The 4,636-nt window shown below is 60.7% G+C and carries 2 protein-coding genes; both read right to left on the reverse strand.

The genetic code is table 11. The features are described 5' to 3' along the window. Positions 1–99: 99 nt before the first annotated feature. Positions 100–534, reverse strand: coding sequence for a regulatory protein RecX (locus ACMV5I_RS29105; RefSeq protein WP_414822700.1), 435 nt, complete (start codon positions 532–534; stop codon positions 100–102). 62 nt (positions 535–596) lie between these two features. Continuing rightward, the gene (locus ACMV5I_RS29110; RefSeq protein WP_414825930.1) at positions 597–4,541 is read right to left on the reverse strand and encodes an SNF2-related protein; all 3,945 of its coding nucleotides are present in this window, start codon (positions 4,539–4,541) and stop codon (positions 597–599) included. Positions 4,542–4,636: the final 95 nt, after the last annotated feature.

Genomic DNA, 4,636 nt, shown 5'->3' on the forward strand with positions numbered 1-4,636 from the left:
GATACATCCACCGTTTTTCAGGGTTGATAAAATGGCGTTTTCTGGAATGCGCATAGGGTTTCGGCCTATCTTCTGTCGAAGTCAAAATTGAAATCAGGGTTAACCTAACGCCTCAAAGATCATATCCATCGAGAAGCCTTTATACTGAAGGTGCCTGATTTGTTTGTTTTTTTCCTTTGGCTCAGAAGGTAACGCGTCACCGAACTTTCTGAACCGGGCTTCTTTGGCCAGCTGATACCAGTCAATATCCCTATTGTCGATCTCTTGGTCTATGAGTGCCGGCGAAAATCCTTTCTGACGCATCTCTTGTTTTATTCTCGTGGGGCCGTGCATTTTTTTAACTTGTTTATCAAAAAGATAAGAAAGTAACTGAGTATCATTGAGCGCGTGGTTATCGGTCAGGCGACGTAAAACGCGCGCGATATCACCCGTATTTTCGGTCAGTCGGCTCAGCTGGCGATGCATATCGCCAGAGGCGTAATTTTTCTTTGCCAGCAACGAGACGGCATGATCATACAGTTCCTGTTCGGTCACGGCTCATTCCTTTTGTCGTAATATAGAAAGCGCGGAGCTCTGCCAACATGTCGTCACGGTCATCACGTCGGGCTTCCCCGCAGTACAGCCAGCAGTGCCTGGGTGTCCAACCGGCCCACGCCGTCGCTGCCGGCCAGTAAATCCTCAGCCAGCTGGCGCTTTCGACCGTGCAGGGCGACCATCTGTTCCTCGATGGTGTCTTCCATCACCAGACGGTATACCGTGACCGGGCGCTCCTGTCCTATTCGATGGGCGCGGTCGCTCGCCTGGTCTTCAACGGCCGGGTTCCACCAGGGATCGAGATGAATGACGTAATCGGCGGCCGTCAGGTTGAGTCCGGTACCGCCGGCCTTCAAGCTTATCAGGAACAGGTCGCCCTCGCCGGACTGGAACGCGGCCACCCGCTTCTCCCGTTCGGTCGGCGGGGTTGAACCGTCCAGGTATTGGTAGGTGATGCCCCGTTCATCCAGCGCCGTGCGCAACAGCGTCAGATGGTCAACGAACTGGCTGAATACCAGGGCCTTGTGGTGGTTTTTCCGCAGCTCGTCGATGATGTCCAGACAGGCCGCCAGCTTGCTGCCCGCCAGAGGGAGGTTATCCAGCACCAGTGACGGGTGGCAGCAGAACCGGCGCAACCGGGTGATCTCCGTCAGCACCTGCAGCGGTTTAATGTCGTCACCGCCACTGTCCAGCCGCTCTACGGCCTGTTGGCGCAAGGCCTCATACCAGTGCCGTTCCTCGTCACTCAGAGGAATGGTGTGAAGGATATCGGTGCGAGGTGGCAATTCGTCCAGTACCTGCGATTTGGTTCTGCGCAATATAAACGGCTTAAGCAACTGCTTCAGCGTGGTGCCGGCCAACCGGTCACCCTGCTCAATCGGCCCCACAAATCGTTGATTGAACGGTTTCAGACCTCCCAGCAGACCCGGGTTGAGGAACCGGAACAGGCTCCACAGTTCGCCCAGGTGATTCTCGATTGGCGTGCCGCTCAGCGCCAGGCGGAAATCTGCTTTCAGTGCCATCACGGCTCGGGCCCGTTGGGTCTGGGCGTTCTTGATGGCCTGTGCTTCATCCAGCACCACGCTGTGCCACTGCTGGCCGGCAAATGTGTGGGCATCCTGCAGCAGCAGACCATAACTGACCACCACCACATCGAATGCACCCACGTCCGCTATCTCACGTCGGCGCCGGTAGTCCCGCACCCGAAGTGTGGGGGCGAACCGTTCACTTTCGTTCAGCCAGTTGCCGGCAAGGGACGTGGGCACCACCACCAGTTGTGGTCCGCCCGGGGCGCGTTCGAGCAGCAGGGCCAGTGCCTGCAGGGTTTTCCCCAGCCCCATGTCATCGGCCAGGCAGGCGCCAACACCCCACTGTGCCAACCGCGACAGCCAGCAGAAGCCGGCCTGCTGGTAGTCGCGCAGTTCGGCCTTCAGCGTGGACGGCACCACAGGTGGGTGTTTTTCCCTGTCCTCAAGCCCGCGCAGCTGCCGGCGCCAGTCGGCGTCACCGTCAAGATGCCCGGCTTCATCGGCGAGCGTTTTCAACAGCGGTAGCGTCAGCGTATTCAGCGTGAGAGGGTCACCGTCGCCGGCCAGCAGGGCTATCTGCTGCAAGCGTAGGCGCAGTTGGTTATCCAGGGCCAGCCAGTCTTGCTCGCCCAGTCTGATGAAACGGCCGCGGCTTTCCTGCAGGAGTGTCAGTACCTGGCGCAGCTGCAACACCTTGCCGTCATCCAGCGCCAGTTCGCCGGACAGGGCAAACCATTCGCCCTGCCGGCGGACATGCAGTTTCAGGGCCTGCATATCGCGGCGGCCACCCAGACGCAGGCGTTCACCTTCCGGCCAGACGCATTCAAGCTGCGCCGGGTCAATCGCGCGCAGTTGCGTCAGTACCTCCAGGGCGTCCTGAGTATCAGTCAGTTGCCATTCGGTGGTGTCCGTTGCCGATGCGTCGAGCACCGGGCAAGCCGCCAGCACCTGCTTCAGCCGCTGTTGTTCTGCCGGCAGGTAGCGGCGGGTTTGTATCGCCTGACCGTCCTGCTCGCCATTGACGATGTCGCCGCCCCGCCCTGGCGGGAAGGCTGTGCCGTTTGGCAACGGGTGAACACGAAGTTGCAGACGCAGCCCCTCGCCAAGTGGCAGCAGATGCGCATACAGCTTTTCATCCGGCGGAACATGCGGAATGTGCGCCGTCAGCTCGGGCAGATTGGCCTGGACCGGCAGCAGAGGCGCGATGGACGACACCGACTGCAGGACCCGATAGCGGGCGCTGGCCGGAATGCGCAGCTCCCGGCCGAGAATGCCGGCAATCTTGCGATGTTCGTCACTGACCGGATACACCACCAGGCGGGTCGGCGTTTCTTTTTCCCATAGCAGTCCGCAACTGTCGCTGATGCCCGGCGGGCGGAGCGTGAGGGCGAGATGTTCCCCCGCCTCCGTTATCACCAGCGTCACCTGCCCGGGTTCGATATCGATGCGTACGTCCGGGGCGTCCTGCCAGAACACCGCCGGATGGCCAACCAACGCCGGCAAGGCGGCTTCGGCATCCAGGGTGTAGGTGCCATTGTGCCCGTAAAAGGAGTACGCCGAGGAATAATGAATGTGCCGCAACGCCTGCCGGTCCTGCGCCAGCAGCCAGGGTAGCGTGTCAGCCGCGTCGTTGAGGCGTTTGAGGGACAGCGGGCGCCCTTTGGTCCAGCCGTCCCGGTTGTATTTTTGTTCCCGGGGCTCTAGCGTCAGCTCGTAGCGATGCAGGGTCAGGAACCAGGCCATGCGGGACGTATTGGCGTTTTCCGCCGCCGTCAGTTGGCTCAGGGCGTCCAGGGCGTACTCCCATGACGCCCTGCGCCGATACAGGGCGCTCAGCGGATGAGGCAGTTGGGGCGCCTGCTGACGGTATTGCTGATGGAGCAGGTCGGCAATGTCCTTCTCCAGCCGGTGATAGCCGCGGGTGGCCAACTGTTCTCTGAATATCTCGAGACGTTGCTGCCCGCGCTCGCTGTCTTCGGTATCGCTTCGCCAGTGCCGGAGCAGCGCCAGCCAGACGCCGGCCATGCCGATGAGTGGCGTCGTGGCTTGTTCGGGTGAGGTGCCCTGCGGCGGCTTACCTTCGCATTCATGCAGCAGACCCTGCAGCAAAACCCAACCACTGCCGAAACCTTCTTCGATGGCATGGTGGGCCAGTTCCCGAAGTGTCGGGGTATGTGCAGGCTCATGATTGGCCAGCAGCGTTAATGCGGCCATCATGGACGGCAAAGGGGGCAGGTGCAGCTTGCGTTTGCGGGTGGCCTTGCGGTACTGGCTGACGAGCTGCCGGTATGCTTCGAGCGCAGCGTCTTTTTGTCCACGGCTCAGGGCAATCCAGCCAGTGACGGTCGGGGGCAGTTCACCCTCCCCCTTAATTTGGTCAAGGCGGTTGTGGTCGCCTCGCCACAGGGCCTGCAGCGCCAGGGGTTCTCGTAACGCGGGCGGTGTCGTGCTCCGCGCGTCGCTGAAGGTGCAGGCATACCGATAGAGTGAGGAACACTCAGTGAGGCGGTAGCCGGCATCAACGAGAAAGCTGGCCAGCAGCGCTATCTGAATAGCCTCATTCAACAGCGCAAAGGTGTGACGACCTGCCTCGTCCGTCAACAGCTGAAAGGCCGGATGTGCCTGCGGTGCGTAACCGGGCTGGGTCATCCATTCGTCCAGGTATTGTGGCAGTGCTATCTCATCGCCAGCGAGAAGCGCATGCCACAGGCGGGCTCTGCGCGTACGCAGCCCGCTTAGCAGGCGTAAATAGCCAGGGTGTTGCGGGGAGGCACCCCAGACGGCGGGGTGGGTGACCATGTAGCGGTAAATCACGTTATCGTGACCGGCCAGGTGGTAGCGGTTGTTCATCTCCTGCAGCCATCCCTGTGCCAACAGAACTTTCAGTGCTTCCGCCATATCCGCGGGATTCATGCGCCGGTGGGCAACCGGGCTTATCTCCAACTGATGCAGGTTATCCAGCAGGGCGGATTTTGCCAAATCGTCATGCAGGGCGAGCTGGCAGAGGATGGCGGTGAGAGGGATGGGCAGATGCGCAATCCCGGTCTCCGCGCTGTCAGCGCGTGAAGGTGTGT

It is taken from the genome of Serratia sp. T13T92 (assembly GCF_047530105.1).
GTDB lineage: Bacteria > Pseudomonadota > Gammaproteobacteria > Enterobacterales > Enterobacteriaceae > Chania > Chania fonticola.